This is a genomic window from Capnocytophaga sp. oral taxon 329 str. F0087 (assembly GCF_000213295.2).
Taxonomy (GTDB): domain Bacteria; phylum Bacteroidota; class Bacteroidia; order Flavobacteriales; family Flavobacteriaceae; genus Capnocytophaga; species Capnocytophaga leadbetteri_A.
Genome location: NZ_KN389991.1, coordinates 1 through 3,348 on the forward strand (window position 1 = coordinate 1; position 3,348 = coordinate 3,348).

The 3,348-nt window shown below is 41.5% G+C and carries 4 protein-coding genes and 1 pseudogene; all 5 read left to right on the forward strand.

What is annotated here, in order from left to right:
* Nucleotides 1-94: pseudogene (locus tag HMPREF9074_RS03180) on the forward strand (acyl carrier protein); the annotation flags it as partial.
* A gap of 102 nt (nt 95-196) precedes the next feature.
* On the forward strand, nt 197-1,444 hold the full coding sequence (gene fabF / locus HMPREF9074_RS03185) for a beta-ketoacyl-ACP synthase II (protein WP_009389641.1): 1,248 nt from the start codon (nt 197-199) through the stop codon (nt 1,442-1,444).
* Between the two features lie 5 nt (nt 1,445-1,449).
* A complete protein-coding gene (gene rnc / locus HMPREF9074_RS03190; protein ID WP_034539681.1) occupies nt 1,450-2,208 on the forward strand; it encodes a ribonuclease III in 759 nt (252 codons plus the stop codon).
* A complete protein-coding gene (locus HMPREF9074_RS03195; protein ID WP_009389637.1) occupies nt 2,205-2,696 on the forward strand; it encodes a metallophosphoesterase family protein in 492 nt (163 codons plus the stop codon). Before rnc ends, HMPREF9074_RS03195 begins: the two co-directional genes overlap by 4 nt.
* Before the next feature lie 100 nt (nt 2,697-2,796).
* Nucleotides 2,797-3,300: a lipocalin-like domain-containing protein gene (locus HMPREF9074_RS03200; RefSeq protein WP_009389635.1), complete on the forward strand. Its 504-nt coding sequence runs from the start codon at nt 2,797-2,799 to the stop codon at nt 3,298-3,300.
* Nucleotides 3,301-3,348: the final 48 nt, after the last annotated feature.

The following is a 3,348-nucleotide window of genomic DNA, read 5'->3' on the forward strand; positions in this document are numbered from 1 at the left end:
AAAAGAATTTGATATTCAAATCCCAGATGACCAAGCTGAAAATATCCAAACAGTAGGTCAAGCAATCAAATACATTGAAGATGCTAAACAATAATGGGCTAATGGGCACTAAGCTATTAACCACCTATATAGGTAGGTTAGTGGCTTAGTGCCTAATGCTTTTTTTAGAACCTAAATACTAAAAAGATAACACTATATGGAGAGAAGACGCGTAGTAGTAACAGGCATAGGTGCCTTGACCCCCATTGGTAATACCTCACAAGATTTTTGGAACGGACTCGTAGAAGGAAAAAGTGGCGCTGCCCCTATTACCCATTTCGATGCCTCTAAGTTTAAAACCCAGTTCGCCTGCGAACTAAAAGGGTTTAATATCGAGAACTTTATGGATAGAAAAGAAGCTCGCAAGCTCGATAAGTTTGCGCAGTACGCTTCTGTCGTGTCTGATGAAGCTATCAAAGATGCTCATTTAGACGTTGATAAGCTCGATAAAGACCGCGTGGGTGTGATATGGGGTTCAGGAATTGGGGGGTTAGAAACTTTCCAAAATGAGGTAACCAGCTTCAATCAGGGCGATGGTACGCCTCGCTTCAATCCTTTTTTTATACCTAAAATGATAGCCGACATAGCATCGGGTATGATTTCTATCAAATATGGCTTCAGAGGGCCTAACTTCACTACTGTGTCGGCTTGTGCTTCTGCTGCCAATGCTATGATTGATGCGCTTAACTATATTCGTTTTGGTTATGCCGATGTAATAGTATCGGGCGGCTCTGAAGCAGCTGTTACTATCGCGGGTATAGGGGGCTTCAATGCTTTGCACGCTCTTTCTACTTTCAACGAAAACCCAGCTAAGGCATCGCGTCCGTTTGATGCTAACCGCGATGGTTTCGTATTGGGCGAAGGAGCAGGGGCTATTGTCCTTGAAGAGTACAACCACGCCGTAGCACGTGGCGCTACTATCTATTGCGAATTGGCTGGTGGCGGACTTTCAGCAGACGCTCACCATATGACGGCACCTCACCCTGAAGGGCTTGGCGCTAAATTGGTGATGAATAACTGCCTTAAAGACGCTGGCGTAGCGATAAACGAAGTAGATGCTATCAATATGCACGGTACTTCTACCCCGCTGGGCGATATAGCCGAGTCGAAAGCAGTAATCGATGTGTTCGGAGAGCACGCTTACAATATTAATATCAACTCAACCAAGTCGATGACAGGACACTTACTTGGTGCCGCAGGAGCTATAGAGGCAGTGGCTTCGATATTGGCTATTAAGCACGGTATCGTACCACCTACTATTAACTTTGAAACTCCTGATGAGAAGATAGACCAACGCCTAAACTTCACTTTCAACCAAGCACAAAAACGCGATGTAAAAGTAGCAATGAGTAATACTTTCGGTTTCGGAGGTCATAACGCTTGCTTACTATTCAAAAAGTTATAATACAAGTGTTCAGCTTAAAGAAAATATTGTCATTTTCCCGTTTTACTTCTAAGAAGAAAGACGGGATTTTTTACAATAAAATGAAAGATCTTTTGGGCTATGCGCCTAAAAATCTGTCATTTTATAGCGAGGCTTTTACGCATCCATCCTACCAATACCAAAAGGCTACCCGCAAGAGCTACGAGCGACTTGAGTTTCTCGGCGATGCGATTTTGGGGGCAGTAATAGCCGATTATATTTTTACTAATGCGCCTGAGCAAGACGAGGGCTACCTGACCAAAATGCGCTCTAAAATAGTAGAAAGGCGTAACCTAAACCAGCTGGGCGAAGAGCTACAGCTGCTTAGTTTTCTGCGTACGAAGCTCACCCCCAAGCAGTTGGGCAATAACATTACGGGCAATCTTTTTGAGGCGCTTATAGGGGCTATTTACTTGGATAAAGGCTATAAAACTTGCTTCAAATTTATAGAACGCAAGCTCATTTTGCCTTATATCAATATCAAAAACCTCGAAGAAAAGGTTATTAGCCATAAAAGTTTGCTGATAGAATGGTGTCAGAAGCACAAACGCGACTTTTCATTTGAGGCAGAAGAAGATGTAGAAGATCGTTCAGAGACGAAATACTTCGTAGCCAAAGTGTATGTAGAGGGGTTTTCGGTGACGCGCGCACGGGCTACCTCTAAGAAGAGAGCCGAAGAGAGTGCTGCTAAGCGTACTTGCTATAAGATACAGGGCAAACAGCACTACAAATTAGATGTGAAATGAAAATCTTACTCCTCTCCGACACGCATTCGTATATAGACGAGCGCATACTTCACTATGCCTCAGAGGCTGATGAGGTCTGGCATTGCGGTGATTTTGGCAATGTGGCTGTCATACAAGCCCTTGAGGCGGTAAAGCCTTTGCGCGGGGTTTATGGCAATATAGATGGCACTGAGGTACGCGGCTACTTCCCAGAGGTAAATCGTTTTGAGTGCGAGGGAGTAGAGGTGCTGATGATACACATAGGGGGCTACCCTAACCGATATACTCCTTTAGCTAAACGCGAAATACAAAAACACCCGCCCCGACTCTTCATTTCGGGGCATTCGCATATCCTAAAAGTACAATACGACCCACAATACCAGCTGCTGCACCTCAATCCGGGGGCGGCAGGCATCTATGGCTGGCAAAAAGTCCGTACTATGCTCCGTTTTGAGCTTGAAGCTGGCGAAATAAAGAATTTAGAGATTATTGAATTAGCAGAGAGGTAGAGGTAAATCGGTATAAAATAATTTGTGTATTTTTCTTGGAATATTTTGCTAATAAAAAAAAGTTTTTTTATCTTTGTAGCAAATTTTAAACTTTATTCCTATGAAAAAAATATTACTAATTGCACTTTCTGTGATAGCTTTCGCAGCGTGCACTAAAAAAGACAATAATAACGATGCTAAGTACACACGAGCACAGTTAGAAGGACAATGGAACTATGTGGAATCAAGAATGTCTGATGGGAAACTCTTCTCTCAGATAGTTCCTTCAGAGGCTTTTAATTGCATAAAGAAAATGAATTATATATTTAAAGGTGATCGTTGGATACTAAATGAATACAATTATAAGAATGACGAAAAAACTTGTAAATATAACTCAGCATCTTTTTTGTACGTGATTAAAGGAAGTACTATTTGTTTTGTGATTAATGACAAAGCATTAAGAGCTCTTGATGTTATTAATTTAAACGAAAGCGAATTGGTCTTTAAATATAATGATGAGTTTAAAAGAATAATGCGATTACAAATGCAAGAACAAAACTCTCTTGACTTATCTGGTTATACGATTGATGATATTTTGAATGTAACAATCACTTACCGAAGATAATATTATAATACACTAAAAAAGGCGGCTCAACGCTTGCGTTGAGCCGCC

Excerpts from the sequence above, each read along its gene's own strand:
- fabF (WP_009389641.1), top strand. The coding sequence starts at position 197 with ATGGAGAGAAGACGCGTAGTAGTAACAGGCATAGGTGCCTTGACCCCC.
- HMPREF9074_RS03195 (WP_009389637.1), top strand. The coding sequence starts at position 2,205 with ATGAAAATCTTACTCCTCTCCGACACGCATTCGTATATAGACGAGCGC.
- HMPREF9074_RS03200 (WP_009389635.1), top strand. The coding sequence starts at position 2,797 with ATGAAAAAAATATTACTAATTGCACTTTCTGTGATAGCTTTCGCAGCG.